Source organism: Thermohalobaculum sediminis (genome assembly GCF_023487995.1).
Taxonomy (GTDB): domain Bacteria; phylum Pseudomonadota; class Alphaproteobacteria; order Rhodobacterales; family Rhodobacteraceae; genus Thermohalobaculum; species Thermohalobaculum sediminis.
Window position 1 is genome coordinate 298083 of record NZ_JAMFKN010000003.1, and the last position, 26795, is coordinate 324877.

At 70.2% G+C, this 26795-nt stretch carries 33 protein-coding genes; 21 read left to right on the forward strand and 12 right to left on the reverse strand.

All coding sequences use genetic code 11. The features are described from left to right. Window positions 1-374 precede the first annotated feature (374 nt). From M1105_RS08535 to M1105_RS08545, 3 genes are all read right to left on the reverse strand, one after another. A complete protein-coding gene (locus M1105_RS08535; protein ID WP_249579923.1) occupies window positions 375-584 on the reverse strand; it encodes an autophagy-related protein 101 in 210 nt (69 codons plus the stop codon). A 248-nt stretch (window positions 585-832) separates the two neighbouring features. After that, window positions 833-1795 (reverse strand): malate dehydrogenase, encoded by a 963-nt coding sequence (gene mdh / locus M1105_RS08540; protein WP_249579924.1) that lies wholly within the window; start codon window positions 1793-1795, stop codon window positions 833-835. 383 nt (window positions 1796-2178) lie between these two features. Further along, entirely contained in the window at window positions 2179-2649 is a 471-nt protein-coding gene (locus M1105_RS08545; RefSeq protein ID WP_249579925.1) for a VOC family protein, read from the reverse strand. Between the two features lie 162 nt (window positions 2650-2811). Here M1105_RS08545 and M1105_RS08550 point away from each other — a divergent pair, with 162 nt between their 5' ends. The 4 genes from M1105_RS08550 (at window position 2812) to M1105_RS08565 (ending at window position 5613) form a co-directional block, all read left to right on the forward strand. Further along, window positions 2812-3699: an HpcH/HpaI aldolase/citrate lyase family protein gene (locus tag M1105_RS08550; RefSeq protein WP_249579926.1), complete on the forward strand. Its 888-nt coding sequence runs from the start codon at window positions 2812-2814 to the stop codon at window positions 3697-3699. A 13-nt stretch (window positions 3700-3712) separates the two neighbouring features. Further along, complete coding sequence (locus tag M1105_RS08555; RefSeq protein WP_249579927.1) at window positions 3713-4288, forward strand: NnrU family protein; 576 nt, start codon at window positions 3713-3715, stop codon at window positions 4286-4288. Next, window positions 4285-4488: a DUF1737 domain-containing protein gene (locus M1105_RS08560; RefSeq protein WP_249579928.1), complete on the forward strand. Its 204-nt coding sequence runs from the start codon at window positions 4285-4287 to the stop codon at window positions 4486-4488. Before M1105_RS08555 ends, M1105_RS08560 begins: the two co-directional genes overlap by 4 nt. 84 nt (window positions 4489-4572) lie before the next feature. Next, window positions 4573-5613, forward strand: coding sequence for a MaoC family dehydratase (locus M1105_RS08565; protein WP_249579929.1), 1041 nt, complete (start codon window positions 4573-4575; stop codon window positions 5611-5613). 21 nt (window positions 5614-5634) lie between these two features. Here the strand turns inward: M1105_RS08565 and M1105_RS08570 are convergent, their stop codons facing one another. From M1105_RS08570 to M1105_RS08585, 4 genes are read right to left on the reverse strand one after another with little or no spacing between them, the layout of a single operon-like run. Further along, window positions 5635-6138: a hypothetical protein gene (locus M1105_RS08570; RefSeq protein WP_249579930.1), complete on the reverse strand. Its 504-nt coding sequence runs from the start codon at window positions 6136-6138 to the stop codon at window positions 5635-5637. A 23-nt stretch (window positions 6139-6161) separates the two neighbouring features. Continuing rightward, window positions 6162-6953 (reverse strand): ABC transporter permease, encoded by a 792-nt coding sequence (locus M1105_RS08575; protein ID WP_249579931.1) that lies wholly within the window; start codon window positions 6951-6953, stop codon window positions 6162-6164. After that, a complete protein-coding gene (locus M1105_RS08580) occupies window positions 6950-7687 on the reverse strand; it encodes an ABC transporter permease (RefSeq protein WP_249579932.1) in 738 nt (245 codons plus the stop codon). The genes M1105_RS08575 and M1105_RS08580 overlap by 4 nt, the downstream gene beginning before the upstream one ends. Window positions 7688-7697: 10 nt before the next feature. Further along, entirely contained in the window at window positions 7698-8456 is a 759-nt protein-coding gene (locus M1105_RS08585) for a transporter substrate-binding domain-containing protein (RefSeq protein WP_249579933.1), read from the reverse strand. Between the two features lie 147 nt (window positions 8457-8603). Between M1105_RS08585 and M1105_RS08590 the strand changes: the two genes are divergently transcribed. The 7 genes from M1105_RS08590 (at window position 8604) to M1105_RS08620 (ending at window position 15392) form a co-directional block, all read left to right on the forward strand. Beyond that, a complete protein-coding gene (locus M1105_RS08590) occupies window positions 8604-10007 on the forward strand; it encodes a mechanosensitive ion channel family protein (protein WP_249579934.1) in 1404 nt (467 codons plus the stop codon). A 129-nt stretch (window positions 10008-10136) separates the two neighbouring features. Next, window positions 10137-10520 (forward strand): succinate dehydrogenase, cytochrome b556 subunit, encoded by a 384-nt coding sequence (sdhC, locus tag M1105_RS08595; RefSeq protein WP_249579935.1) that lies wholly within the window; start codon window positions 10137-10139, stop codon window positions 10518-10520. A 13-nt stretch (window positions 10521-10533) separates the two neighbouring features. Beyond that, window positions 10534-10914, forward strand: a complete 381-nt coding sequence (gene sdhD, locus M1105_RS08600) for a succinate dehydrogenase, hydrophobic membrane anchor protein (RefSeq protein ID WP_249579936.1) — start codon at window positions 10534-10536, stop codon at window positions 10912-10914. Window positions 10915-10955: 41 nt separating this feature from the next. After that, window positions 10956-12764 carry a succinate dehydrogenase flavoprotein subunit gene (sdhA, locus tag M1105_RS08605; protein ID WP_249579937.1) on the forward strand — a complete coding sequence of 603 codons (1809 nt, stop codon included), beginning with the start codon at window positions 10956-10958 and terminating at the stop codon, window positions 12762-12764. A 21-nt stretch (window positions 12765-12785) separates the two neighbouring features. Then, entirely contained in the window at window positions 12786-13559 is a 774-nt protein-coding gene (locus M1105_RS08610) for a class I SAM-dependent methyltransferase (protein ID WP_249579938.1), read from the forward strand. Between the two features lie 33 nt (window positions 13560-13592). Further along, window positions 13593-14372, forward strand: coding sequence for a succinate dehydrogenase iron-sulfur subunit (locus M1105_RS08615; protein WP_249579939.1), 780 nt, complete (start codon window positions 13593-13595; stop codon window positions 14370-14372). 267 nt (window positions 14373-14639) lie between these two features. Beyond that, the gene (locus tag M1105_RS08620; RefSeq protein WP_249579940.1) at window positions 14640-15392 is read left to right on the forward strand and encodes an FkbM family methyltransferase; all 753 of its coding nucleotides are present in this window, start codon (window positions 14640-14642) and stop codon (window positions 15390-15392) included. A gap of 13 nt (window positions 15393-15405) precedes the next feature. Here the strand turns inward: M1105_RS08620 and M1105_RS08625 are convergent, their stop codons facing one another. Together M1105_RS08625 and zapE are read right to left on the reverse strand one after the other, a co-directional pair. Then, the gene (locus M1105_RS08625) at window positions 15406-16680 is read right to left on the reverse strand and encodes a DUF2254 family protein (RefSeq protein WP_249579941.1); all 1275 of its coding nucleotides are present in this window, start codon (window positions 16678-16680) and stop codon (window positions 15406-15408) included. Continuing rightward, complete coding sequence (gene zapE, locus M1105_RS08630) at window positions 16677-17789, reverse strand: cell division protein ZapE (protein WP_249579942.1); 1113 nt, start codon at window positions 17787-17789, stop codon at window positions 16677-16679. The genes M1105_RS08625 and zapE overlap by 4 nt, the downstream gene beginning before the upstream one ends. Window positions 17790-18027: 238 nt before the next feature. Here zapE and M1105_RS08635 point away from each other — a divergent pair, with 238 nt between their 5' ends. Then, a complete protein-coding gene (locus tag M1105_RS08635; RefSeq protein WP_249579943.1) occupies window positions 18028-19248 on the forward strand; it encodes an MFS transporter in 1221 nt (406 codons plus the stop codon). A 12-nt stretch (window positions 19249-19260) separates the two neighbouring features. Here the strand turns inward: M1105_RS08635 and M1105_RS08640 are convergent, their stop codons facing one another. Then, window positions 19261-19668: a universal stress protein gene (locus tag M1105_RS08640; protein WP_249579944.1), complete on the reverse strand. Its 408-nt coding sequence runs from the start codon at window positions 19666-19668 to the stop codon at window positions 19261-19263. A gap of 323 nt (window positions 19669-19991) precedes the next feature. On the opposite strand from M1105_RS08640, the gene ffh reads away from it, so the two are divergent. From ffh to rplS, 9 genes are all read left to right on the forward strand, one after another. Next, the gene (gene ffh / locus M1105_RS08645) at window positions 19992-21485 is read left to right on the forward strand and encodes a signal recognition particle protein (RefSeq protein ID WP_249579945.1); all 1494 of its coding nucleotides are present in this window, start codon (window positions 19992-19994) and stop codon (window positions 21483-21485) included. Further along, window positions 21482-22003, forward strand: coding sequence for a GNAT family N-acetyltransferase (locus M1105_RS08650; RefSeq protein ID WP_249579946.1), 522 nt, complete (start codon window positions 21482-21484; stop codon window positions 22001-22003). The genes ffh and M1105_RS08650 overlap by 4 nt, the downstream gene beginning before the upstream one ends. After that, window positions 22000-22530, forward strand: coding sequence for a GNAT family N-acetyltransferase (locus M1105_RS08655; RefSeq protein ID WP_249579947.1), 531 nt, complete (start codon window positions 22000-22002; stop codon window positions 22528-22530). Before M1105_RS08650 ends, M1105_RS08655 begins: the two co-directional genes overlap by 4 nt. 26 nt (window positions 22531-22556) lie before the next feature. Continuing rightward, entirely contained in the window at window positions 22557-22859 is a 303-nt protein-coding gene (locus tag M1105_RS08660) for a chorismate mutase (RefSeq protein WP_249579948.1), read from the forward strand. Between the two features lie 43 nt (window positions 22860-22902). Beyond that, window positions 22903-23274, forward strand: coding sequence for a 30S ribosomal protein S16 (gene rpsP / locus M1105_RS08665; RefSeq protein ID WP_249579949.1), 372 nt, complete (start codon window positions 22903-22905; stop codon window positions 23272-23274). A 243-nt stretch (window positions 23275-23517) separates the two neighbouring features. Continuing rightward, window positions 23518-24102 carry a ribosome maturation factor RimM gene (gene rimM / locus M1105_RS08670; protein ID WP_249579950.1) on the forward strand — a complete coding sequence of 195 codons (585 nt, stop codon included), beginning with the start codon at window positions 23518-23520 and terminating at the stop codon, window positions 24100-24102. Continuing rightward, window positions 24099-24398, forward strand: a complete 300-nt coding sequence (locus tag M1105_RS08675; RefSeq protein ID WP_249579951.1) for a hypothetical protein — start codon at window positions 24099-24101, stop codon at window positions 24396-24398. The genes rimM and M1105_RS08675 overlap by 4 nt, the downstream gene beginning before the upstream one ends. Before the next feature lie 137 nt (window positions 24399-24535). Beyond that, window positions 24536-25414: a tRNA (guanosine(37)-N1)-methyltransferase TrmD gene (gene trmD / locus M1105_RS08680; RefSeq protein WP_249579952.1), complete on the forward strand. Its 879-nt coding sequence runs from the start codon at window positions 24536-24538 to the stop codon at window positions 25412-25414. A gap of 4 nt (window positions 25415-25418) precedes the next feature. Next, window positions 25419-25805, forward strand: coding sequence for a 50S ribosomal protein L19 (rplS, locus tag M1105_RS08685; protein WP_249579953.1), 387 nt, complete (start codon window positions 25419-25421; stop codon window positions 25803-25805). Between the two features lie 103 nt (window positions 25806-25908). Here the strand turns inward: rplS and M1105_RS08690 are convergent, their stop codons facing one another. Continuing rightward, window positions 25909-26133, reverse strand: coding sequence for a Trm112 family protein (locus M1105_RS08690; RefSeq protein ID WP_249579954.1), 225 nt, complete (start codon window positions 26131-26133; stop codon window positions 25909-25911). Further along, the gene (locus M1105_RS08695) at window positions 26130-26783 is read right to left on the reverse strand and encodes an LON peptidase substrate-binding domain-containing protein (RefSeq protein WP_249579955.1); all 654 of its coding nucleotides are present in this window, start codon (window positions 26781-26783) and stop codon (window positions 26130-26132) included. The genes M1105_RS08690 and M1105_RS08695 overlap by 4 nt, the downstream gene beginning before the upstream one ends. Window positions 26784-26795: the final 12 nt, after the last annotated feature.

Consider the following 26795-nt stretch of genomic DNA (forward strand, 5'->3'; position numbering starts at 1 on the left):
GTCCCGTCCGTCGCATCCCGCCCGTCTGGCGCCCTTCCTCTAGCTTGCGGTGCGCCATGCTGCAACTGCACAATGCACCCTGTGACAACGGACCACCTTGCGGTCCGCGAAACGGCAGGTATGTGGTATACCAGAGCGACCAAGCTGTCTACCAGCGTCGACCGCCCGGAGAGGCCACATCGTCCGCCCGAACGCGGATCGGGGTCCCAGGCCGACGAAAGGCCGGACATGTCGGAACCGGGCGGGTGGTCGGCGGAATGCCTGCCAGAGCGGCGCAGACCGGCGCGCCGACCGCGAGCGCGCAGAGAAGCGGAGTGGAGATGCGCACGGACCGGGGAGGCCCCTGCCACCCCGGTCCCATCTACGGCTCGGCGTCAGCCCGCCAGACGGCGGCGGCGGAACCTCAACGTGGCGCCTGAGATCTGTCCGCGCACCGCTAACGCGCCTGCACGCAGCCACCGCGCGAATGCCTCGGCCCGAAGGCGCTGGCCCTCGCGGATCGCCGCGTCGATCACCTCGGGGCTGATGCGAGGGATATCGCCCGCCTCGCGGGCGCGGATCTGGTCGATGGTCGGTCTGCTCATGGAAAACCTCCGTCACACGATGTGTCACGGGCGTCTTCCTCCCGATGCAGCGGACGTGGACCGTCTTTTTGCGCTGCACCCTGAATTTGTGCATTGCAGCATGAGAGATCAAGTCCAAACGGGGCGGGAACATGCATGGCGCTGTTGCGCGCGATGCATGGCGGGACCGGGCGCAGCGGCCGGCCCTAACGACGACGGACCGCGGGCTGGCTGCCCGCGGTCCGCTGATTACTGCTCCCGAGGCCTGCTCAGGCCAGGCCGCCGTCGATCCCCTTGCAGGCGGCGACCAGCCCCTCGACCGCCGAGACCGACTTGTCGAGCATCACCTGCTCGTCCTTGTTCAGCTTGATCTCGACGATCCGCTCGATGCCGCCCTCGCCGATCACGACGGGCACGCCGACATAGAGACCCTTGAGCCCATAGGCGCTCTCGACCCAGGCGGCGCAGGGCAGCACCCGCTTCTGGTCCTTGAGATAGCTCTCGGCCATCGCGATCGCCGACGCCGCCGGGGCGTAGAAGGCCGAGCCGGTCTTCAGGAGCCCCACGATCTCGGCGCCCCCGTCGCGGGTGCGCTGCACGATGGCGTCGAGCCGCTCCTGCGTCGTCCAGCCCATCTGCACGAGGTCGGGCAGCGGCACGCCCGCGACCGTCGAGTAGCGCGTCAGCGGCACCATGGTGTCGCCGTGGCCGCCCAGCACGAAGGCGGTGACGTCCTTCACCGAGACGCCGAACTCCTCGGCCAGGAAGTAGCGGAAGCGCGCCGAATCGAGCACACCAGCCATGCCGACGACCTTCTCCTTCGGCAGGCCCGAATACTTCTGGAGCGCCCAGACCATGGCGTCGAGCGGGTTGGTGATGCAGATCACGAAGGCGTCGGGCGCATGCTCGCGGATGCCCTCGCCCACCGAGCGCATGACCTTGAGGTTGATGCCCAGCAGGTCATCGCGGCTCATGCCCGGCTTGCGGGGCACGCCGGCGGTGACGATGCAGACATCGGCGCCCGCGATGGCGGAATAGTCGTTGGCGCCCGCGAAGGCCGCGTCGAACCCGTCGACCGGGCTCGACTCCGCGATGTCGAGCGCCTTGCCCTGCGGTGTCCCCTCGGCGATGTCGAACAGGACGACGTCGCCGAGTTCCTTGAGCCCGGCGAGATGCGCAAGCGTGCCGCCGATCTGCCCGGCGCCGATCAGCGCGATTTTCCGTCTGGCCATCGATGTTGTCTCCCAATCTCTCCGCATGGCAGGCGCGCCCCGCTCTCCCGGTGGCGGGACGGGCGTACCGCTTGCTCCCCATCGCGCGCCGGCCTCCGCCGAGGCGGTCCTTGCGGTGGCGAGACCGGGGCGCCATGCCCGATTTGACCCCTGATGGCAAGAGGGCGCGCCGCCGATGCCGCCGATGCCGCAGGCGCGAAGGGCCGGTCCCGCGCGTCCTGCAGACGCTCCACGGCATCCCCCCGAAAGTTGCGGCGCAGCATCCCGCCCGGACGGACCTGCCGGGGTTTCCCCCGGCGATTCGGGTGGCCGCAGGCGCGGCGCCCCGCGTTCCGGGGCCGCGGCCCAGACTGGCCGGCAACGGTAAAGACCGGGTGAACGCTTCAGCCGCGCTTGGGAACCGAGGGGACCCAGACATAGCCCTCGGGGTCGGCGAGATGGGCCTCCCTCAGCCCGTGCGGCTTATCGGCGGGCCCGGCAAGCACGCCGCCGCCAAGGCTCGCGGCCAGCGCTTCGGCCTCGACCGCCGCCGCGTCCGGGTCGCGGCCATAGAGCCGCAGTTCCGCCCCCGCGCCGCGCGCAGCCCCCCCCGCGCGGGCGATCCCGCCCATCGGGTGGCGGCCATAGGTGCGGTCGTGATGCAGCATCCACACCGAGCCATGCGCATGCACGATGGCAAAATCGGCGTCGCGGTAAACCACCTCGGCCCCCAGCACGCGGGCCTGCCACAGCGCCGCGCGCCCGACATCGCTGACCAGCAGGTTCACGCCCAGCCCCGGCCCCAACGCGCGGCCGAAGGCTTCGGGGTCGGGGCGGCCTTCGCCTTCTGGCGGCAGCGGGTCGCGGGCAGTCATCTCGGGGCACCTCGCTCGGTCACGGAAGGCCGAGGCTGCGGCGCAAGCCCGGACGTCGTCAAGCGCGGCCGTTGCGACGCCCGCGCCCCTTGCGCGATGCTGCACCGCACGCATAGAAGTCGCGCAAGATTGTTTCACACGTCGCGCCCGGGAGGCCGCCCGATGACCAACCAAGCCCCGCGCCCGCGCCGCTCGGTCCTCTACATGCCGGGCTCGAAGGCCCGCGCGCTGGAAAAGGCCCGCGGCCTGCCCGCCGACGCGCTGATCCTCGACCTCGAGGACGCCGTCGCACCGGCCGAGAAGCTGGCCGCGCGCCAGATGGTCGCCGGCGCCGTGCGCGCGGGCGGCTTCGGGCCCCGCGAGGTGTTGATCCGAATCAACGGGCTCGACACCGAATGGGGAGCCGACGACCTTGCCGCCGCCGTGGCCGCGGGCCCCGACGCGGTGCTTGTTCCGAAGGTCGAGAGCGCGCGGATGGTGCGCGACGTGGCGCTCGGCTTCGAGCGGCTTGGCGCGCAGCCCCACACCCGCATCTGGGCGATGATGGAGACGCCGCTCGGGATGCTGAACGCCCCCGAGATCGCGGGGGCGCATCCGCTGCTCGCCTGCCTCGTGATGGGGACGAACGATCTCGTGAAGGACCTGCGCGCGCAGCACACCGAGATGCGGCTGCCGGTGATCACGGGGCTGGGGCTCTGTCTGCTGGCGGCGCGCGCCCATGGGCTTGCCATCGTCGACGGCGTCTACAACGCCTTCCGCGACGCCGAGGGGCTGAGGCGCGCCTGCCTGCAGGGCCGCGAGATGGGCATGGACGGCAAGACGCTGATCCATCCCGACCAGCTGGCGATCGCCAACGAGGTCTTCGCCCCCTCGGACGCCGAGATTGCGCAAGCCCGCACTTATGTGGAAGCCTTCGCCGCGGCCGAGGCGCGGGGCGAGGGGGTGGCGGTGGTGGACGGGCGGATCGTCGAGAACCTCCATGTCGAGAGCGCCCGCCGCCTTCTGGCCGAGGCCGAGGCGATCGCGCGCCTCGCGGCCGCAGCGGACTGACAGGGAGCACGACATGCCGATCCTCATCCTTGGCCTCGCCCTATGGTGGGCGACGCATCTTCTCAAGATCAAGGCACCGGCGCGGCGCGCCGAACTCGATGCGCGGCTGGGCGCGGGGCCGGCCAAGGGGGTGATGGCGGCCCTCAGCGTCGCGGCCGTCGCGCTGATGGTGATCGGCTACCAGCGCGCGGAATTCGTGAACCTGTGGTTCCCGCCCGCCTATCTGGTCCACCTCAACAACCTGCTGATGCTGGTGGCGGTGTTCTTCTTCATCGCCAAGGGCATTCCCAGCGGGGTGCGGGCACGGGTGCGCCACCCGCAGCTGATCGCCACCAAGACCTGGGCGCTGGCGCACCTGCTGGTCAATGGCGATCTCGCCTCGGTGGTGCTGTTCGGCGGAATCCTCGCCTGGGCGGTGGTGGCGATGATCGGCATCAACAAGCGCGACGGCAAGGACTGGGCGCGCCCGGCGCCCGGCACGGTGAAGGGCTGGGCGATCCATGCGGTGGCCACCGTCGTGGTGTTCGGCATCATCGCCATGCTGCACCTGTGGGCCGGGGTCTCGCCCCTGCCGGGAGGGGGAGCATGAAGGCCTATCGCCTGCTGACCGAGGACGACACCTCGGCCTTCTGCCACAAGGTCACGGCGGCGCTCAACGCGGGCTGGGAGCTCTATGGCAGCCCCGCCTACACCTTCGATGCGGCCCGCGGCGTGGTGCGTTGCGCGCAGGCCGTGGTGAAGGAGGTCGAGGGCGAGTATTCGTCGGACGTGAAGCTCGGCCAGCTCTGAGGCGCGGCCCACGCCCCCGTCGAGGGGGCGCGTGCCGCCCGTCCCGAGCAAGCGCGGGCCGGATGGGGAAGGATGACGAACGCCATGGCAAAGACCGATCCGGGCCGCTTCTTCGAGGACTACCGCGTCGGCGAGGAGATCGTCCATGCAACGCCCCGCACGGTGACCGAGGGGGACCGGGCGCTCATGACCGCGCTCTACCCCTCGCGCTTCGCGCTGGCGTCCTCCGACGAGTTCGCCCGCGCTTGCGGCCTGCCGCGCGCACCGCTGGATGATCTCGCGGCCTTCCACGTCGTGTTCGGCAAGACCGTGCCCGACATCTCGCTGAACGCGGTCGCCAATCTCGGCTATGCCGAGGGGCGGTTCCTCACGCCGGTCTTTCCCGGCGACACGCTGAGCACGATTTCCGAGGTCATCGGCCTGCGCGAGAACTCGAACGGGCGCACCGGCGTCGTCTGGGTGCGCTCGACCGGCTACAACCAGCGTGCCGAGGCAGTGATCCGCTATTGCCGCTGGGTGATGGTGAAGAAGCGCGACGCGGCGGCGCCGCCGCCCGAGGCAGTGGTGCCGAAACTCGCCGACGCCGTGGCGCCCGCCGATCTGGTGGTGCCCGAGGGTCTCGGCTTCTCGGGCTACGACGCGCGCCTCGCTGGCTCGCCGCATTTCTGGGACGACTACGAGCCGGGCGAGAAGATCGACCACGTGGACGGCGTGATGCTCGAGGAGGCCGAGCACATGATGGCGACGCGCCTTTGGCAGAACACGGCGCGCGTTCATTTCGACCCGGCCGCGCGGGGCGGCGAGCCGCGCCTGATCTATGGCGGGCACATCATCTCGCTCGCCCGCGGGCTCAGCTTCAACGGGCTCGGCAACGCGCAGATCGTGGCGGCGATCAATGGCGGCGCGCACACCGCGCCCTGCTTTGCCGGCGACACGGTGCGCGCCTGGTCCGAGGTGCTCGACAAGGCCCCGACGCCCGTGCCGTCGGTCGGCGCGCTGAGGCTGCGGCTGGTCGCGGTGAAGAACCGCACTTCCGCGGACTTCCCCCACCGCGCGCCGGACGGCCGGCATGCCGAGGGCGTGGTGCTCGATTTCGATTATTGGGTGCTGATGCCGCGACGTTGAGAACCCCGCTGCGACGGGCCCTCAACCGGCGCGGCAGGCGGCGAAGGCCGCGGCGGCGGCACTTCGGGCGGCATCGAGATCGACCCTCAGCCGCTGGAACTCGAAGAGCCGCGAGACGACGTTCCGAATGAGCGCCTGCAAATCCGCCCGCCCGGGATCATCGGCCAACGCGCCTTCGAGCCGGGCGATCCGCTCGGTCCGGGCGGCATGGGCGGTGTCCGCCATGTAGCCCGCGTCGTCCTCCGCGCTCCAGGCGATCGCGCCGCCCTCGGCCTCGAAAGCAAGCGGGCGCTCGGCGGCGAGATGGGCGATCCGGTCGAACATGTCCTGCGCGCGCAGAAGCTGAAGGTCCCGCACGCGGCCCGCCAAAGCCGTCTGGTCGGGCGCGACGCCGGCGATCAGCTCGGCAAGTCCGGCCTCGAAGGCACGACGCGCCTCGGTCTCGGTTCCCGCCATCACCAGCGCGCACTCGGCCGGCGTGGCGGCATGACCGGTGGGGGCCTGCAGCGCCGCAGCGACGAGCATGGCCGCCGCCCGCCCGGCGCGGCTCACCGCAGCGCCACGCCGCCGATCCCCGCGAGCCCCGGCGCCTGCGCGCCCTTCGTCCTGACGGGGCGGATGTTGAGGTGCCGCAGGTAGCGCCGCTCGACCTGCCGGAAGGCCCAGACCACCGCGAAGGTGATCGCCATGTAGAGCGCCGCCGCCGTGAGGAACCCCTCATAGGCCACGTAGTGCCGCGCGTTCAGCGTGCGCCCCGCCCCGAGGATGTCCTGAATCGTGATCACGCTCGCGACGACCGAGCCATGCAGCATGAACACGATCTCGTTGCCGTATTGCGGCAGCGCGCGCCTGAGCGCCGAGGGCAGCAGCACCAGCCGCGTCACCTGCGAGGGGTTGAGGCCCAGCGACTTCGCCCCCTCGATCTCGCCCTTGGGAACCACGCTGAGCCCACCACGCAGGATCTCGGCCTGATAGGCGCCCGAGTTCAGCGAGAAGGCGATCAGCGCGCACCACCAGGCCGACTTGAGCGACGGCCAGACCCCGGCGAGCCACGAGTCGCCAAGAAAGGCCGGCGCGCCCCACAGGTAGCTCGACCGCACCCAATCGAACTGGCTCAGGCCGTAATAGATGAGGTACGTCTGCACCAGCAGCGGCGTGCCCCGGAAGACGTAGACATAGGCGCCCCAGACGCGGTGGAAGCGCCCCTTCTGGTGCAGCGACAGCGCTGCTGGCAGCGCGATCACGAAGCCGACCGCGAGCGCGAGCACGGTGAGATGCAGCGTGATCCACACCCCCTTGGCGAACATCGGCCAGGCGGCTGCGATGATCTCGAAATTCATGCCGCGATCCCCCGGCTCACGCGCGCATCGACCCGCCTCAGCGCCCAGCCGGAGACGGCGGTGATCGCCAGATAGACGAGGATCACGGCGACGAAGAACAGGAACGGCTCGCGCGTCGACTTGCCCGCCTTGTCGGCAAGACCGACCAGATCCTCGAGCCCGATCACCGACACCACGGCGGTCGACTTCACCAGCACCATCCAGACATTGCCATAGCCGGGCAGCGCATGGCGCAGAAGCTGCGGCAGGGTCACCAGCCACAATGTCTGGCCGCGGTTCAGACCCAACGCATAGGCGGCCTCGGCCTGGCCCCTAGGCACGCTGAGATAGGCGCCGCGGAAGGTCTCGGTCAGGTAGGCGCCGTAGATGAAGCCGATCGCGGCCACACCCGCCCAGAACTTCGAGACCTCGACATAGTCGAGGCCCAGGCCGCGGCCGATGTCGTTCACCAGCCGCTGCCCGCCGAAATAGATCAGCAGGATCAGAACGAGATCCGGCACGCCGCGCACGATGGTGGTGTAGACCCCGGCAGCGGCGCGCGGCGCCATCGCGCCCGCGAGCTTCGCGATCGCGCCCATCCCGCCCAGCACGGTGGCAACCACGAGCGATAGAAGCGCCACCTCGATCGTGACCAGCGCCCCCCGCCCCAGCAGGGGCGCATATGCAAAGAGCTGTTCCAGCCGCAGGCCCCTTTGGATCCCGGACGCGGGCGGCGCACCGCCCGCGTCTGACAAGCGCAGTGGGTCAGCTGCCGTAGACGTCGAAGTCGAAGTACTTGTTCGCGATCGCAGTGTATTCGCCCGAGGCGCGAATATCCTTGATCGCCTTGTTCAGAGCGGCCTCGAGCGCGTCATCGTCCTTGCGGACGGCGATGCCCGCGCCGGGGCCGTGAAACGCCGGGTCGTAGTGGTCGCCGCCGAAGAAGGCGAAGCCCTTGCCCGCGTCGGTGCGCAGGAAGCCGTAATCCATCGCAACCGAGTCTGCGACCACCGCATCGACGCGGCCGGCCTGCAGGTCGAGATAAGCCTCGTCCTGCGTGCCGTAAAGCCGCAGCTCGACGCCGGGGAACTTGCCTTCCATGTAGTCCTGATGAATCGTGCCGCGCTGCACACCCACGACCTTGCCCTTCATCCCTTCCGGGGTGTCGGACAGGCCCGCGCCCTCGCGGCCGATGAACTTTGCCGGCGTGTAGTAGTACTTCTCGGTGAAGTCGACTGCCTTCTTGCGCTCCTCGGTAATCGACATCGAGGCGATGATGGCGTCGCACTTGCCCTCGATCAGCGCGGGGATGATGCCGTCCCATTCGGTCTGCACCATCTCGCAGCTCTTGCCCATCGCGCCGCAGAGCGCGTTGGCGATGTCGATGTCGAAGCCGACGATCTCGCCGGAGGGGGTGACCTCCGAGAACGGCGGATAGGCGCCCTCGACGCAGATCTTCAGATCGGCCGCTGTGGCGGTCGTGGCGAACCCCGCCAGCGCGGCGGCGAGCACAAGACGCTTCATTTTCGAAACTCTCCCTGCGAGATTGTTTTCCACGGTATTTTCTCTGCGGCGATATTGGACAGCCCCGCGCGCGGGCGTCAACTGCTGTCACACATCCTTACGGCACGTCAGACCGCCCCTTCGGCCGCCCCGACGGCCAGCTTCCCCTTGTGCGCCGACACCCGGCTGTGCCTCACTTGGGCAACGACCGGAACCGCGCGCGGCACACGCGGCACTGGGAGGTACGCCCTGGAGTTCGACACCATCATCGATGCGATCTACGGCTCGGTGCCGCGGGCGCAGAACGCGCTGGCCGAGTTCGCACAGCCCTGGCGGCTTTACCAGCTCGGCATCCTCGCGCTGGCCTTCTTGATCGCCCATGTGGTCAGCAGGCTGATCGAGCCGCGCCTCGAGGCGCGCATCCGCGCCATGGAATCGGTGCCGCGGCCGCGGATGCGTCTGTTCGTGACCATCCTGCGGCGGCTGCGCCCGATCATCTTCGTGGCGCTCTCGTGGATCGCCGTCTTCGCGCTCAGGGCGACCACATGGCCCAGCCGCAGCTACCTCGTCGCGCTTGTCGCCTCGCTGGTGCTCGCCTGGGTGCTGGTGGGCGTCAGCGGGCGGCTGATCCGCAACCGGGCGCTTCGCACCGTCGTCACCTGGGGCGCCTGGACCTTCGCGACCCTTGCGATCCTGGGCCAGCTCGGCACTGCGGCCGATGCGCTCGACGCAGCCGCGCTCTCGTTCGGCGAGGTGCGCATCTCGCTTCTGGTGGTGCTCAAGGGGGCGATCACCGTGGCGCTGCTGTTCGCCGGCGCGGGGCTGCTCGCGAACGCCGCCCACCGCCGGATCGTCGGCATCGAGGACATCACCCCCGCCTCGAAGGTGCTCGCCGACAAGGGGATCCGGCTGTTCCTCTACGGCGCCGCCGTGGTGGTCGGACTTCAATCGGTGGGCTTCGACCTCACCAGCCTCACGGTGCTGTCCGGCGCGATCGGCCTCGGCATCGGCTTCGGCCTGCAGAAGGTTGTCTCGAACCTGATCTCGGGCGTGATCCTGCTGCTCGACAAGTCGATCAAGCCGGGCGACGTGATCTCGCTGGGCGAGACCTTCGGATGGATCTCCGAACTCGGCGCGCGCTATGTCGCCGTGGTCACCCGCGACGGGCGCGAATACCTGATCCCGAACGAGGACCTGATCACCGGACAGGTGGTGAACTGGTCGCATTCCTCGGATCTGGTGCGGCTCGACCTGTTCTTCGGGGTCGCCTATGCCTCGGATCCGCACAAGGTCCGCCGCCTCGCCCGCGAGGCCGCCGCAAAGGTCCGGCGCGTCGTGCCCGAGCCGGCGCCGGTCTGCCACATCACCGGCTTCGGTGACAGCTCGATCGATTTCGTTCTGCGCTTCTGGATCCGCGACCCGGTCGGCGGCATCACCAATGTGCGCGGCGACGTGTTCCTCGCGCTCTGGGACGCGCTCAAGGCCGAAGGCGTCGAGATCCCGTTCCCGCGGCGCGACGTGACGATCCTCGGCGGCCCGCAACCCGCCGGACCGCACGCGGCCGAGGGCTGATCACATGGCCGCAAGCTGCCACCGCAGCGCACACGTTTTTCGCATCTGCGGCATTTTCACGTTTGAATGCGACGGGCGCGGCCCGTATGACAGAGAAAATACCAGAGGCACGAAAGCCTGGGGGACGACATGGCAGACGTGAACCGCGGCGACCGGCCGCTTTCGCCGCATCTTCAGATCTATCGCCCGCAGATCACCAGCGTCATGTCGATCCTGCACCGGGTCACCGGCGTGGCGCTCGGCTTCGGCGCGCTTCTGGTGGTCTGGTGGTTCCTCGCGGCGGCGAGCGGGCCCGGCTACTTCGCCTTCGTCGATGGGCTCCTGACCTCGTGGCTCGGCACGCTGGTCATGGTCGGCTCGCTCTGGGCGCTCTGCTATCACTTCTGCAACGGCATCCGGCACCTGTGGTGGGACACGGGCCGCGGCTATGGGCTCGACGAGGTGACGCGCTCGGGGCAGGCCGCGGCGGTGGCCTCGGTCGTGCTGACGCTGATCGTGCTGATCGCGGCCTGAGGGGAGAAGGACCATGAGCTTCAAGACCCCTCGCGCGCGCGCCTCCGGCCTTGGCACGGCGCATTCGGGCACGCATCACTGGTGGGTGCAACGGCTCTCCTCGATTGCGCTGATCCCCCTCACCGTCCTGTTCGCGCTTCCCTTCGCCGGCGCGCTCGGGCAGGGGCACGAGGCGGTCGTGGCGCTCTACGCCAGTCCCTTCCACGCTCTGGTCGCGGTCCTGACGATCGCCGTCGCCTTCCAGCACCTGCACCAGGGCCTGCAGGTCGTCATCCAGGACTATGTGCATCACAAGGGCTGGCTCACCGCAGCGCTGACCGGCGCGTGGATGCTGAGCGGCGCGGCCGGCCTCGCCGGCGTGTTCGCCGTGCTCAAGATCGCCTTCGCGGGCTGACGGCTCGCCGCCAGCCGAAGCTGAGAGAGAGACGGACCACAATGGCCGCATACACTTACGTCGATCACAAGTACGATGTCGTCGTCGTCGGCGCCGGGGGCGCGGGCCTGCGCGCGACGCTGGGCATGGCCGAGCAGGGGCTCAAGACCGCCTGCATCACCAAGGTCTTCCCCACCCGCTCGCACACCGTCGCGGCGCAGGGCGGCATCGCCGCCTCGCTGGCCAACATGGGCCCCGACAACTGGCAGTGGCACATGTACGACACCGTCAAGGGGTCGGACTGGCTGGGCGACTCGGACGCCATGGAGTACCTGGCGCGCGAGGCGCCCAAGGCGGTCTACGAGCTCGAGCACTACGGCGTGCCCTTCTCGCGGACCGAAGACGGGCGGATCTACCAGCGCCCCTTCGGCGGCCACACCACCGAATTCGGCGAGGGCCCGCCGGTGCAGCGCACCTGCGCCGCCGCCGACCGCACCGGCCATGCCATCCTGCACACGCTCTACGGCCAGTCGCTCAAGCACAGCGCCGAGTTCTTCATCGAGTATTTCGCCACCGACCTCGTGATGTCCGAGGACGGCCGGTGCCAGGGGGTGATCGCCTGGAAGCTCGACGACGGCACCATCCACCGCTTCGCCGCCAAGATGGTGGTGCTGGCGACCGGCGGCTATGGGCGGGCCTATTTCTCGGCCACCTCGGCACATACATGCACGGGCGACGGCAATGGCATGGTGGCGCGCGCGGGCCTGCCGCTTCAGGACATGGAGTTCGTGCAGTTCCACCCCACCGGAATATACGGCGCGGGCTGCCTGATCACCGAGGGCGCGCGCGGCGAGGGCGGGTATCTCACGAACTCGAAGGGCGAGCGCTTCATGGAGCGTTACGCCCCCACCTACAAGGACCTCGCGTCGCGCGACGTGGTCTCGCGCTGCATGACCATCGAAATCCGCGAGGGCCGCGGCGTGGGCCGTGACGGCGACCACATCCACCTGCACCTCAACCACCTGCCGCCCGAGGTGCTGAAGTCGCGCCTGCCCGGCATCTCGGAATCGGCTCGAATCTTCGCGGGCGTCGACGTGACCAAGGAACCGATCCCGGTCCTGCCGACGGTCCACTACAACATGGGCGGCATCCCCACGAACTACTGGGGCGAGGTGCTGAACCCCACGGCCGACAGCCCCGACGCCGTGGCCCCCGGCCTGATGGCGGTGGGCGAGGCCGGATGCGCCTCGGTCCATGGCGCGAACCGGCTGGGCTCGAACTCGCTCATCGACCTCGTCGTATTCGGCCGCGCCGCCGCGATCCGCGCGGGACAGGTGGTCGACCGCGCCGCGGCCATCCCCGACCTGAACCCTGCTTCCGTCGAGCGGGCGATGGAGCGCTTCGATGGGCTTCGCCACGCCAAGGGTCAGGCGCCTACGGCCGAGCTGCGGCTCAAGCTCCAGAAGGCGATGCAGGAGGACGCCGCCGTCTTCCGCACCGCCGAGACGCTGCAGCAGGGCTGCCAGCGCGTCTCGGCAGTCAATGCGCAGGCCGCCGACATCCGCGTGACGGACCGCTCGCTGATCTGGAACTCGGACCTGATGGAGACTCTCGAGCTCACCAACCTGCTGCCCTGCGCGCTGGCGACCGTCTACTCGGCCGAGGCCCGCAAGGAGAGCCGCGGCGCCCATGCCCGCGAGGACTTCACCGCGCGCGACGACACGAACTGGCGCAAGCACACGCTTGCCACGGTGTCCGACGCGGGCGAGGTGGCGCTCGACTACCGGGCCGTCCATGTCGACCCCCTGACGCCCGAGGATCGGGGCGGCATCCCGCTCAAGAAGATCGCGCCCAAGGCGCGCGTCTACTGAGGCGATGGGCGGGCGTCGGACATGGTTGGCGATGGGGCGGGGGCGATGAGCCTCGTGGCGCCCGTCGTGTCCGCGCCCGGACAGCGCTCGCCTGACGAGATCGCGGCGCTGCACCGCCATCGGGTCGACAAGGCGATCGCCTGGTTCCGCGAGGCGGCCGAGGGCCGCACGCCGCGGCTCTGCCCGATCTGCGGCTATCGCGGCGTCTTCTCGCCGGTGCGCTTCAAGGTGGAAACCTGGTGCCCGTCCTGCGACTCGCGCCCGCGCCACCGGCTGCTGAAACTTTGGATGGAGCGCGAGATGCGCCTCGCGCCCGGCGCCGAGGTGATCCATTTCGCCGCCGAGCCCTGGGTGCGCGGCTGGCTCGAGGCCAGGGGCGCGCGCTACCGCACGGCCGATATCAACGACCGCTTCGAGCTGCGGCTCGACATCACCGCGATGGACCTGCCCGACGCCTCGGCCGACATGGTCATTGCGAACCATGTGCTCGAACATGTCGACGACGCAGCGGCGCTGGCCGAGATCGCCCGCGTCCTGCGCCCCGGCGGTCAGGCCGTGCTCACGGTGCCGATGATCGAGGGCTGGGAGGCGACCTACGAGGCGCCGGACCTCGACGAGCCGCAGCGCCGCCTGCGCTATGGCGACCCCGACCACCGCCGATTCTACGGCCGCGACATCCGCGAGCGCATCCGCCGGGCGGGCCTCGCGCTCGCGGAATTCGCCGCGGTCGAGCCCGACGTCTCGGCCCATGCCCTGCAACGGGGTGAACGCATCTTCATCGGAACCAGGCTCTGACGCCGCCTCGCGGCCAACGGAGAAGAGGACGACATGGTTGAACTCGCGCTGCCGAAGAACTCGCGCATCACGGTCGGCAAGACCTGGCCCAAGCCGCAGGGGGCGAAGAACGTCCGCGCCTTCCGCATCTACCGCTGGGACCCGGACACGGGCGAGAATCCGCGGGTCGACACCTATTATCTCGACCTCGACGACTGCGGGCCGATGGTTCTCGACGCGATCATCAAGATCAAGAACGAGATCGACCCGACCCTTACCTTCCGTCGCTCGTGCCGCGAGGGCATCTGTGGCTCGTGCGCCATGAACATCGACGGCATCAACACGCTGGCCTGCACCTACGGCATCGACGAGGTGAAAGGCGACGTGAAGATCTACCCGCTGCCGCACATGCCGGTGGTCAAGGACCTCGTGCCGGACCTGACGCACTGGTATGCGCAGCACGCCTCGATCAAGCCGTATCTCCAGACCTCCACGCCCGCGCCCGAGACCGAGTGGCGCCAGTCGATCGAGGACCGCGCGAAGCTCGACGGCCTCTATGAATGCGTCATGTGCGCCTGCTGCTCGACCTCCTGTCCCAGCTACTGGTGGAATGGCGACCGCTATCTGGGCCCGGCGACGCTGCTGCATGCCTATCGCTGGATCATCGACAGCCGCGACGAGGCGACCGGCGAGAGGCTCGACGACCTCGAGGACCCGTTCCGGCTCTATCGCTGTCACACCATCATGAACTGCGCGAAGACCTGCCCGAAGGGGCTGAACCCCGCCAAGGCGATTGCCGAAATCAAGAAGCTGATGGTCGAGCGCCAGCTCTGAGCGCAGCGGTCCTCGCGCGGGCAGGGCCTGCGCGCAGACGTGCGCTAGCGTGGCCCCGCCCCCGCCCGGGTCATCGCCAGACGCGAACAGCTCCGGACTGCCCGCCCCGAGCGCGCGCCGCCCGGCGGGCCGGCGTCTCGCGGCGGCGCCGTGCCGCAAGCGTGATCGGGCGCCGCGGCGGAACCGCCTTCCCCATCCGCCGTTAAGGATTTATTCACCATCCCGGCCACACGCTGTTTGCAAAACGATTTTCTTCGGGAGGGGGACATGATCGGCGGACCCTTCGGCTTTGCCGAGGCCCAGTCGGCGATGCGCGACTGCGTCGAATGCCACGGGGTCGCCATCCCGCTCGACACGCCGCTCGCCCGCCGCGTCATCACGCCGCCGATCCTCGCGGCCATCCTCTCGGGCCGCTACGAAGCTAACGAGGCCCGCTTCCTCGGCGAGATCGTCGAGCCGGGCGACCGTGTGCTCGAGATCGGCGCCGGCATCGGCGTGATCTCGACGCTGCTCGCCCGGCGGCCCGAGGTCGCGCACATCGTCGCCGTCGAGGCCAATCCCCGCCTCATACCGATGATCCGCGCGGTGCATGCCCAGAACGGGGTCGAGGGCGTGACCCTCCTGAACACGATCCTCGGCCGCGGCGCCGGCAGCGCGCCCTTCTACCTGCGCCGCGATTTCTGGATGTCGTCGCTCTCGCCCGGACCCGAGCCCTATGACGAGCGCATCGAGGTCGGGATGAGCGATCTCGGCGCGCTCCTGCGGCGCGAGCGCATCAGCCTCGTCATCTGCGACGTGGAAGGGGCCGAGACCGGGCTCTTTTCGGGCACCGACCTTGCCGGCGTCGATCGCGTCTACATGGAACTGCACGACCACCTGACCGGCATGTCCGGCATCGCCCGGGTGTTCGGCGACATGGCGGCGCAGGGGCTCGCCTACGACCCGCGCGGCTCGTCGGGGCAGGTCGTGCTGTTCCGCAGGCTGCGCGCCGACGAGGTGCTGCGCCCTTACCGGGGCTGAGCCGCCCGCCGCCTCACCCCCCGAAGGCCGCGTCCTCGCGCGCGGCGATCCGCATCCCGAACCCCTCGATTGCCGCCCGCTCGGCCTCGTCCGCGGCGAGCGCCGCAAGGTGTCCGACAAGGCGCTCGAGCCGCCCCCGCACGCGGTAGTCGCCCTGTCCCGCCACCGCGACCGGCAGCACCGCGCCCTCGAGGAAGTCGACCGCGCGCTTCGGCGGAAGCACCAGCCGCGCGACCCGGCCGCCATCGCCCAGCACCTCGGGCGGCGGGCCGTCGGCGGCGAGGATCGCGATCCCTTCGGCCAAACGGTTGATGCAGGAGATCGCGCTCGCCGGATCGTTGATGCCGGGCGAGAGCGCCCTGAGCGCCGCCTCGGACAGCGCCGCCGCCTCGTAATCCGCGCCCCAGGCCGGGACGCGCCGGTCGGTCAGCGCGATCCGCGCCGCCACGTCGCGCGGCCCCGCCGCGCCGTCGGGATGGAACCCCAGCACCCGCGCCACCGGCATCCCCGGCAGCACGTGGTCGTTCTCCCGCACCGCCAGCGCAATCACCAGGTCGTGCCCCTCGGCCAGACGCACCAGCCCGGCATGGTCGATCCGCGCGACATAGCCCGCCTCGCCCGCGCGCACCACCTCGGCCGCGCCCATCTCGGCCTCGATCACCGCCCGCGCGCCCGGCGCGAGCCGCACGGGCGTGCAGCCCGCCGGCCCCTCGGCCAGCCCGCGGACCGCGCGGGCGAAGGCGTCGCCCAGCCGCGAGATCATCTCCTCGCTGCGCATCACCCTCGTCATGCGGTGGGCGAAGATGACCACCATGCCCAGCGTCCCCGCCGCCAGCGCCAGCGCCATCGGCACCGACACCGCGAAGCGCGCGCGCGCCTCGTCCGAGCCCAGCCCCAGCGAGATCGCCGCGAACAGGAAGGTCGCCAGCGCAAGCCCGATCAGCAGCTGCGTCGCCCGATCCCGCAGCACGTAGTCTAGGATGCGCGGGCTCAGCTGCTGCGCCGTGATCGAAAGCGCGACGAAGGTCAGCGAGAACACGATCCCCGTAACCGACATGACCCCGCCCGCGACGGCCGAGAGCGCCGCCCGCCCGCCATCGGGATCGATCCAGGCGCCGCCCAGCGCCCCCGCCATCGGGCCCACCGACAGCGCCAGCAGGACGCCGCCAAGTCCAAGGCCCAGCGGCACCGTCCAGAACCCCTCGAAGACCCGCATGATCCGCGTCGGCACGACCGCCGCGGCCAGCGCGAGCGCGTGCCGCGCGCCCTTGTCGCGCCCGCCGCTCACCGCGGCCGCGCGGCGTAGTCGCCCGCCATCATCTCGTTGAGGCGCGAGGCCGTGCGCGCGAACTCGAAGGCGCCCTTGCCCTCGACATAGAGGCTTTCGGGCGGTCCGTCGGCCGAGATGTAGAGGCGCGTGCGCGCCTCGTAGAGCGTGTCGATCAGCGTCACGAACCGCTTGGCCTCGTTGTTCTGCGCCCAGGCGAGGCGCGGCACATCGTCAACGAACAGCGTCGCGAAACGTTCCGCGATGGCAAGGTAATCCGACGGCCCAAGCGGCGCCTCGCACAGCGCCTCGAAGCTCGCGCGCCCGGCTTCCTCGGTCGCGCGCTCGATCCGTACCCGCCGGCCGTGGATCGAGAGCGTGACGGGCGCCACCCGCTCGCCGCGCGTGACCCCGGCCCAGGCGGCATCCATGCCGGCCCGCGCATCGGGGCCCAGCGGCGAGAAGTAGCGCCGCTCGCCCGCCGCGCGGCCCTGCCGGTAATCGGTGCCGCCGTCAAGCTCGACCAGGTCCACCCGCTCCTTCAGCATGGCGATGAACGGCTCGAAGAGCTGCCGGTTCAGCCCGTCCTTGTAAAGATCGTCAGGCGGCCGGTTCGAGGTCGCGACCACGACCACGCCGCGCGCGAACAGCGCCTCGAACAGGCGCCCCAGAATCATCGCGTCGGTGATGTCGGTGACCTGCATCTCGTCGAAGCACAGCAGCACCGCGCCCTCGGCGACCTCCTCGGCGACATAGTGGATCGGGTCGCGCACGTTCGATTCGCGCGCGATGTGGATGCCGACATGCACCTCGGCCATGAAGGCGTGGAAATGCACCCGCCGCTTGCGCCGCACGGGGGCTGCGGCGAAGAACAGGTCCATCAGCATCGACTTGCCGCGCCCCACCCCGCCATAGAGATAGAGCCCGGTGAGCGGCTTGTCGGCCTTGGCGGCCTTGCGGCCGAAGCCCAGCCAGCCCATCGCGACCTTCTTGCCGCGCGCCGGGTCGTAATCGCCAAGGCGCATGTGCAGAAGCTGCAGCTTCTCGACGGCGGCGCGCTGCGCGGGGTCGGCGGTGATGGCGCCGTCCGAGACGAGGGCGCGATAGCGCTGCATCGGTCCGTCGAGCATCGGCGGTCTGGCCCCGGGGCTTGCGGTTGCGAGCGGCGCTCGCCCCCAGGGCAGGCCACCGCTGTGGCCCCTCTCTACCCTTCGCAAGTGCGGCACGACAAGCGGCGCCGTGCGCGGCGGGGCGTCGAAGATGCCGCGGACGCTTCAATCACGTTGATGCGAGGCCGCAAGAAATTTCGTTTGCCGCGCCTGGATCGGCCCTCCATCTTGCCGCCGAACGAGGCAGGAGACCCCCCAGATGCGCCAGCTTGCGCCCGGCACCGTCATCATCATCGCGGGCGCGGTGATGCTCTCGCTCAGCTTCGGCGTGCGCTCGGTGTTCGGGGTGATGATGGACCCGATCTCGGCCAACCATGGCTGGCCGCGCGAGGTGTTCTCGATGTCGCTCGCGCTCCAGAACATCTTCTGGGGGCTTGGCCAGCCGCTGTTCGGATGGATGGCGGACCGCTTCGGCGACCGACGCGCGCTGTGGCTGGGCTTCGCGGTCTATCTCGTCGGCATGCTGATGTCGGCGTATGGCCAGACGCCGCTGGCGCAGCACGCAGGCGCGGGGCTGATGGTCGGCCTCGGCATCTCGGGCACGGCCTTCGGCCTGATCCTCTCGGTCGTCGGCCGCGCGACCCCCGAGGCGAGGCGCAGCCAGGCGCTGGCGCTGACCGCGGCCTTCGGCTCGCTCGGCCAGATGACGATGCCTGCGCTGGCAGGACTCATGGTCGAAGCGATCGGCTGGCAGACGACGCTGCTCGCCTTCACCGCGCTGCTGCTGCCGATGGCCGCCTGCATCCCGTTCATGAAGGCCGAGGTGCCGGCCTCGAACGCCTCGGCCTCGGACGCGCTGGGCACCGGGGATGTGATCCGGCGCGCCTTCAGTCACCGCTCATACCTGCTCCTGACCGCGGGCTTCTTCGTCTGCGGCTTCCATGTCGCCTTCATCAGCGCGCATTTCCCCGCCTTCGTGGCCGAGATGTGCGCAACCCCCGAGGGGCCGGCGACCGAGCTCGGGGCGCTCACGCTGTCGATCGTCGGCATCGCGAACTTCGTCGCAACGCTGATAGTCGGGCGGCTCGGCGCGATGTTTCCCAAGCCCTACATCCTCAGCACGATCTACGCGCTCAGGGCCGTGGTCATCCTCGTCTTCATCTCGCTGCCCATCACCCCCGCCTCGGTGATCGTGTTCTCGGCGGTGTTCGGGATGCTGTGGCTGACCACGGTGCCGCTGACCTCGGCGCTGGTGGCGACGATGTTCGGGCCGCGAAACATGGGCACGCTCTACGGCTTCGTGTTCCTCAGCCACCAGATCGGCAGCTTCGCGGGCATCTACCTGGGCGGCCGGGTCTACGACATGACCGGCAGCTACGACCTGTTCTGGTATGCCGCCATCGCTCTGGGGATCTTCTCGGCCATCGTGCACCTGCCGGTCGAGGACCGGGCGTGGAGGCCCGCGCCCGTCCCCGCCTGAGGGCGTGCGCCTTCAGCGCACCACCAGCACCGAGACCGGCACGTGCAGCGCGACATGCGCGGCATTCGAGCCGATCAGGAAGTCGCTCATCCGCGGGTCGTGCGAGGCCATCACCACCAGGTCGGCGCCGGTCTCGTCCACGGCCGAGATGATGCGGCCCGAGACCGAGCCGCCCATCCGCACGATCACGCCTCCGCCGATGCCTTCGGCATGGCGCGCGCGCAGCGCATCCATCGCCGCGGTCGCCTCGGCGGGCGCATCGGTCATATCCTCGCGCCAAGCCGGGACGACGGCGAACAGTGTCAGCCGCGCCCCTTCGCGCCGGGCCATCTCGGCGGCCCGCGCCAGCGCCTTTTCGGAAGCGTCGGGCGCGTCGGGATCCACGGGCACGAGGATATGGCTGATGGGTTCGGCCTGCATCGGCACCTCCGTTGTCGTCATGGCGTGCGTATCGATTTCGGACTTGGGCGTCTCGCGCGCCGTCGTCAAGCTTGCCCGAGCGCCTGCGCGCGACTGCCGCGCCCACGCGCGATCGCCACGCCTGCCGGCGAGACCTGTCGAGCCCGGCAGAGCTTGACACCCGGCCCGAGCTCGGCAATATCCCCGCAGTCCCGGAAGTCTCAGCGCTTCCGGTCCCGGGCACGGCCCGGGATCGCCGCCGGTCAGCGCGTCGCGCCCACCGGCGCCCTTGTTGTTTTCGGGCGTCACCGCGGCGCCCGGGCGGAGCGGACCAGGAGCATCGTATGTTCGAGTCCCTGTCGGAACGCCTCGGCGGCGCCCTCGAGAAGCTCACTGGCAAGGGTGCGCTGACCGAGGCCGATATCTCGTTGGCGCTGCGCGAAGTCCGGGTGGCGCTGCTCGAGGCCGACGTCTCGCTCCCGGTCGCACGCGGCTTCATCAAGCGTGTCGAGGAGGCGGCGCAGGGCCGCCATGTGGTGAAATCGGTTACCCCGGGCCAGCAGGTCGTCAAGATCGTCCACGACGAGCTGGTCAAGGTGCTGGCCGGCGAGGACGCCGAGCCGGGACGCCTGCGCATCGACAACCCGCCCGCGACCGTGATGATGGTAGGCCTGCAGGGCTCGGGCAAGACCACGACCACCGCCAAGCTCGCCAAGCGCCTGAGCGAGCGCGAGGGCAAGCGCGTGCTGATGGCCTCGCTCGACACCCGTCGCCCGGCGGCGATGGAGCAGCTTGCCATCCTCGGCACCCAGATCGGCGTCGACACCCTGCCGATCCAGCCCGGCCAGACCCCGGTGCAGATCGCCAAGCGCGCGAAGACGCAAGGTGCGCTCGGCGGCTATGACGTGGTGATGCTCGACACCGCTGGCCGACTGCACATCGACGACGAGCTTATGGCCGAGGTCGAGGCGGTCCGCGACGAGACCCGCCCACGCGAGACCCTGCTGGTGGTCGACGGCCTCACCGGCCAGGACGCGGTCAACGTGGCCGAGCAGTTCGACGGCCGCATCGGCATCACCGGCTGCGTGCTCACCCGCATGGACGGCGACGGCCGCGGCGGTGCCGCGCTCTCGATGCGCGCGGTCACCGGCAAGCCGATCAAGTTCGTCGGACTCGGCGAGAAGATGGACGCGCTCGAGGAATTCCACCCCGAACGCGTGGCTGGCCGCATCCTCGGCATGGGCGACATCGTCTCGCTGGTGGAAAAGGCGCAGGAGCAGATCGAGGCCGCCGAGGCCGAGCGCATGATGAAGCGGTTCCAGAAGGGCCGCTTCGACATGAACGACCTGCAGAGCCAGTTCGAGCAGATGCTCAAGCTTGGCGGCATGCAGGGCATCATGGGCATGCTGCCGGGCATGGGGAAGCTGTCGAAGCAGCTCGACGAGGCGGGCTTCGACGACAAGGTGATCCGCCGCCAGATCGCGATCATCCAGTCGATGACCAAGACCGAGCGCAAGAACCCCGACCTGATGCAGGCCAGCCGCAAGAAGCGCGTGGCCGCGGGCGCGGGGCTCGAGGTGCAGGACGTCAACAAGCTGCTGAAGATGCACCGCCAGATGGCGGACATGATGAAGAAGATGGGCAAGATGGGAAAGAAGGGCCTGATGCGCGGCGCGCTTTCCCAGATGTTCGGCAAGGGCGGCATGCCCCCCGGCATCGCCGCGCCCGGCGCGGGCCCGGCGCTTCCGCCCGGGGGCTTCCCCGGCCTCGGCGCGGGCAAGGGCCCGGCCCTGCCGCCCGGCCTCGGCGGGCTTTCTGGGCTCGCGAAGAAGAAATGATCGACGCGCCCGGCATCGAGACCGACCGCCTCAGCCTGCGCGCGCCCCGCGCCATGGACTGGGACGCATGGGCGGCCTTCGCCCGGTCGGATCGCGCCTGCTTCGTGGGAGGCCCCTTCGCGCCCGGCATGGCCTGGCGCGCCTTCGCGCATGTGGTCGGCCATTGGGTGCTGCGCGGCTTCGGCATGTTCGTCGTGACCCCGCGGGGCTCGGACAGGCCGCTCGGCATGGCGGGCCCGTGGTATCCCGCCGACTGGCCCGAGCCCGAGATCGCCTGGAGCCTCTGGTCGGCCGAGGCCGAAGGCAAGGGCTATGCCTTCGAGGCCGCACAGGCCGCCCGCGACCATGCCTGCCGCGCGCTGGGCTGGTCCACGGCCGTCAGCTACATCGACCCCGCGAACACCCGCTCGATCCGCCTCGCCCAACGCCTCGGCGCGGTGCACGACCCCGAGGCGGCGGCGCCCGCGGGCAGCGCTTGCCTCGTCTACCGGCACTCTGCGAGGGGGGCTGCGGCATGACCGGGATCCCGACGCTCGTCACGGAACGCCTGCGCCTGCGCGCGCCGCGGGTAGAGGATTTCGAGCCTTACGCCGCCTTCTACGCCTCGAACCGCTCGATCTGGGAGGATGGCCCCTTCGACCGCGCCCGCGCCTGGCGCGACTTCGCGGCCAGCGCCGGGCTCTGGGCGTTGCGCGGCTATGGGGCCTGGTCGATCGAGGATCGCGAGACCGGCGCCTACCTGGGCGAGGCGGGCCTGTTTCACCCGGCCCATTATCCGCAGGCCGAACTCGGCTGGATGGTAGTCCCAGAGGCCGAGGGCCGCGGCATCGCGCACGAAGCAGCGCTCGCCGCACGCGACTGGGCATGGCACCAGGCCGGGCTGACCCGCCTCGTGAACTACATCGACCACGGCAATGTCCGCTCGATCCGGCTCGCCGAACGCCTCGGCGCCGTGCGCGACGACACGCTGCCGCTGCCCGAGGGCGAGAACTGCCTCGCCTTCCGCCAGCCGCTGCCGCCGCAAGCCGACAGGCGGCGGGCATGAGCGATCCGTTGGACAGGAGCGGCCCCATGAACGACGCCGACGACAGCGCCCGCGCCGAGGAGATCCTCGCCGAGTTGCGGCACTCGATCGACAATCTCGACGCGATCCTCGTCCACACGCTGGCCGAGCGCTTCAAGTGCACGCAGGAGGTGGGCCGCCTCAAGGCGACCTTCGGCCTGCCGCCCGCCGATCCCGCGCGCGAGCAGCGCCAGATCGCGCGGCTCGAGAAACTGGCCCACGACGCGGGCCTCGACCCCGTCTTCGCCAAGAAGTTCCTGCGGTTCATCGTCGACGAGGTGATCCGCCACCACCAGCAGATGCAGGACTGACCGGCCCCGCGGGGCCACCAACGCCATAGACAGGAGAACGACCATGGCAATGAAGATCAGGCTCGCCCGGGGCGGCTCGAAGAAGCGCCCCTTCTACCGCATCGTCGCGGCCGACAGCCGCATGCCGCGCGACGGCCGCTTCGTCGAGAAGCTGGGCACCTACAACCCGCTGCTGCCGAAGGATTCGGAGGAGCGCGTGAAGATCGATGTCGCACGCGTCCAGCACTGGCTCGACCATGGCGCCCAGCCGACCGACCGCATCGCCCGCATGCTCGAAGCCGCGGGCCTGCGCGCCAAGACCGAGCGCGCGAACCCCAAGAAGGGCGAGCCCGGCAAGGCCGCGCGGGACCGCGCGAAGAAGCGCGCCGAGCGCGAAGCCGCCGCGAAGGCCGCGGCCGAAGCCCCGGCCGAGTGAGTCGAGGCGCGTGGGCCTGCGACGGGACAGCGCGTCGCAGGCCGGCGCCCCGCGCCGCCTCCCGCGGCGCGGCCATGCCAGTGCGGACACAGTCCGCAGCCCGGCCGGACCGCGCCGCGATCTTGCTGCCCCGCACGTGACCCGGGGCCCTCGCGGGGCCATGGCTGCATTACGCAGCGGCCTGCCGCGCCTGCCCCGCCCGACCGGGCTCCGGCCGCACCGGAGGCCACTCCACGATGCCACATGCCACTGAGGCCCGACGCCGAGATGACCCGCCGCGCCCAGGACATCGATGACCTGATCTGCGTTGGCGCCATCGCCGGCGCCTTTGGCGTGCGCGGCGAGGCGCGGGTCAAATCGTTCTGCGCCGACCCCGCGGCCATCGCCGACTACGCCCCCCTCGTCACCGGCGACGGCCAGCCGGTGGGCCTTCGCATCACCCGTCCGCTCAAGGGCGCCTTCGCCGCGCGCCTCACCATCGCCGCGACCCGCGAGGAGGCCGAGGCGTTGAAGGGCACGCGCCTCTATGCCCGGCGCGACCGGTTGCCGAGCCTGCCGGACGACGAGTTCTACCACGCCGACCTGATCGGCCTGCCAGTGCTCGACACCGGCGGCGCAACCATCGGGCGGGTGCGGGCGATCCACGACTTCGGCGCCGGCGACATCCTTGAGGTCGAGCGCCCGGGGGGGAAGCCGGTCATGCTGCCCTTCACCTGCGCCGCCGTACCCACGGTGGACCTTGCGGCCGGGCGCATCATCGCCGACCCTCCGGAAGGCGCGCTCGACGAGGCGGAGCCGGGCGAGTCGGCGCCGGAGGACGGGACATGACCAGCGAGGCCGCGCGCAACGCGCTGACACGGGCGATCCGACGCATCCTGCTCGAGCACTGGGACCCCCACGGCCTCGCCGGCACGCCGGGGGCCGGGGACGCTTATGGCGAGGAAGTGCGGGAAATCCTCGCGCTCCTCTCCGACCCCGCGATCACGGCGGGCCGCATCGCCCACTACCTCGAATGGGTCGAGCGCAATGCGCTCCACCTCCAGCCCCGCCCCGGCGCGGCAAAGGCCGCCGCCGCGCGGCTTGTGGCCCTGCCGCACCCCGACGCGGACGTGGCCGAGGACTGAACGCCGCGCGCGCAATTCTCACGCCTCTTGTTTTTGTAAATTATTCAATCACTTGGATACATCCACACGCGCGAACCACTGCCCGCGCACGTCGCCCCTTGCCGTCCCGGGCACGGCTGCACTAGACAGCACGGGCCATGACCGACACTCCGAAACCCCGCTCGCAGGGCATGTTCCAGCCGCGCGTGACTGCCCGGCCCCGCCCGCTGATGGAGGATCTGCATCGCCCCGGCGCCTTCACCGCCCGGGTGCTGACGCTGTTCCCGGGCATGTTCCCGGGCCCCCTCGGCGAGAGCCTCATCGGGAAGGCCCTGACCGAGGGGCTTTGGCGCCTCGAGCCTCTGGACATTCGGGAATTTGCGCGCAATAAGCACCGCACCGTCGACGACACCCCAGCCGGGGGCGGACCGGGCATGGTCCTCAAGCCGGATGTGGTGGCGGCGGCGATCGACGCGAGCATGGCTGATGCGGCCCCTGACCGGGCGCGTTGGCCATTGATCTATGTGTCGCCCCGCGGCCGGGTGTTCGATCAGGCCATGGCGCGGCAGATCGCGGCGGCGGAGGGGGTCACCCTGCTCTGCGGCCGCTTCGAAGGCGTGGACCAGCGGGTGCTGGACGCGCGCGGGGTCGAGGAGGTCTCGATCGGCGACTACGTCCTCACCGGGGGCGAGTTGGCCGCGATGGTGATCCTCGACGCGGTTCTGCGGCTTCGCCCCGGGGTTCTGGGCAACGAGGCCAGCACGGCCGAGGAAAGTTTCTCGCGGGGGCTCCTCGAGCATCCGCAGTACACGAGGCCCCAGGTCTGGGAGGGGCGGGCGATACCGGAGGTTCTCCTCTCCGGCCATCATGCCCGGATCGCCGAGTGGCGCCACTCCGAGGCCGTCAGGCTGACGAAGGAAAGACGTCCCGACCTCTGGCGGGCATGGGTGCAGGCCACCCAGGGCGACCCGGCAGGAGAAGCAGAGCTCTCGGACGCTGAAACCTCCGCCGCGACAGGCGGGCACGAGAAGGACTGAGACCATGAACCTGCTTCAGCAGCTCGAGGCCGAGCACATCGCCGCCCTCGGCAAATCCATCCCCGACTTCGCGCCGGGCGACACCGTCCGCGTCGGCTACAAGGTGGTCGAAGGCTCGCGCTCGCGCGTGCAGGCCTATGAGGGCGTCTGCATCTCGCGCCGCGGCGGCAACAACCTCAATGCCTCGTTCACCGTACGCAAGATCAGCTTCGGCGAGGGCGTCGAGCGCGTCTTCCCGCTGCATTCGCCCAACATCGATTCGATCACCGTGGTGCGCCGCGGCAAGGTCCGCCGCGCCAAGCTCTATTACCTGCGCTCGCGCCGCGGCAAGTCGGCCCGCATCGTCGAGAAGACGAACTACCGCGAGCGCAGCGAGGCTGCCGCGGACTGAGGCGGCTGCACGCGACCGACGCTTGGGGGGCGGCCGATGGGCCGCCCTTTCGCGTTTTCGGGTCGGCGGAACGTGCGGGGACGCCCGCACGGTGGCGGTGCGCTCACTCCTCGAGCTTGCGCGCCTCGTCGATCAGCATGATCGGGATGCCCGACCGGATCGGGTAGGCAAGGCCCGCCGCCTTCGAGACGAGCTCGCCCCGCGCGCCGTCGTAGCCCAGCTTACCCCCGGTGGCGGGGCACACGAGCGACTCGAGGAGCTTTGGCGACACGTCGCCCGCGGGCGATGCCGGCGAGGGGCCATCCTCGACCTCGGCAGGCCCGGTCATTGCACCTTGCTCCCGTCCGAGCCGCCCGAGGCGATGGCGAACTGCATCAGTGCCACCAGCGTGTCGCAACGATCCGACAGGCGCGGCGCCTCGAGCAGCGCCTGCCGCTCCTCGACCGAGAAGGGACACATCATCGAGAGCGAGTTGATCAGCATCTCGGGCTCGGCGTCGCGCATCGCGTCCCAGTCGGACGACAGGTGCGCCGCCTCGAAATAGCGCCGCAGGATGCCGAGGAACGCGTCGCGATCGAAGGCCGGATCGCTCTCGGTCCGGCCCAGATCACCGGCGAAATCGGTCCAGTCCGCACGCACGCGCCGGTAGGGAGTGAAGCCGTCGAGCTCACCGCGAATGCGGAAGCGGCTGATGCCCGTCAGCGCGATCAGGTACCGCCCGTCCTCAGTCTCGGACAGCGAGGTCACGCGCCCCGCGCAGCCGATCGAATGGAGCCGCGGCGGCTGTCCCGATCCCTCGTAGGGCTGCACCATCCCGATCAGCCGGTGATCCGAGCGCAGCGCGTCGTCCAGCATCGCCAGATAGCGTGGCTCGAAGATGTTGAGCGGCAACCGCGCCCTCGGCAGTAGAAGCGCCCCCGGCAGCGGAAAGACCGGGATGACTTCGGGGAGGTCTGCGAGGGCGAAGCGCCGGGTCAAGCGGGCATCCTT